Origin of the sequence: Vibrio sp. 10N.222.48.A3, from assembly GCF_041475345.1 — a bacterium.
Taxonomy (GTDB): Bacteria; Pseudomonadota; Gammaproteobacteria; order Enterobacterales; family Vibrionaceae; genus Vibrio; species Vibrio tasmaniensis_A.
The window spans coordinates 1-434 of record NZ_JBFRVX010000609.1; the positions used below are offsets into that span (position 1 = coordinate 1).

General features: G+C 34.1%; 1 pseudogene. It reads left to right on the plus strand.

Annotation, left to right across the window (positions count from 1 at the left end):
• Positions 1 to 77: 77 nt before the first annotated feature.
• Positions 78 to 434, plus strand: a pseudogene (locus tag AB4653_RS16980) (hypothetical protein); the annotation flags it as partial.

The window sequence follows — 434 nt, forward strand, 5'->3', positions numbered from 1 at the left end:
AAATTATTGTCATTTCCTCTGCTATTAATCGAATTTATAAGAATCATTTTTAATTTATAACCATACTAGCTATAGCCATGAATAAAATTATCTCCCTTTATATATTAATTATACTCTTCTTGGCAGGTTGTAATTTAGAATTGTCAGAAGAGGTTGATGTAAAACCAGCAATAACATTAGAACGGATCGATATTAGCGTCTCCTCATCAGGAATTCGGGGAACAAGTAAATTAACGATGAGGAAGGGGAACAAAAAAGCTTTCGTCGCAGTAGGTTATTATTCTGATCACTCTTCAAAGGTGCTAACTGATTTAAGCATTTGGCGCTCTAATAACAAGAACATTGGATATTTTGTAGAACCGGGACAATTAATTGGCAAAGCGTTAGGATTTATAAAGATCACAGCCACTAAAGATGGAGTCACCAGTAACACA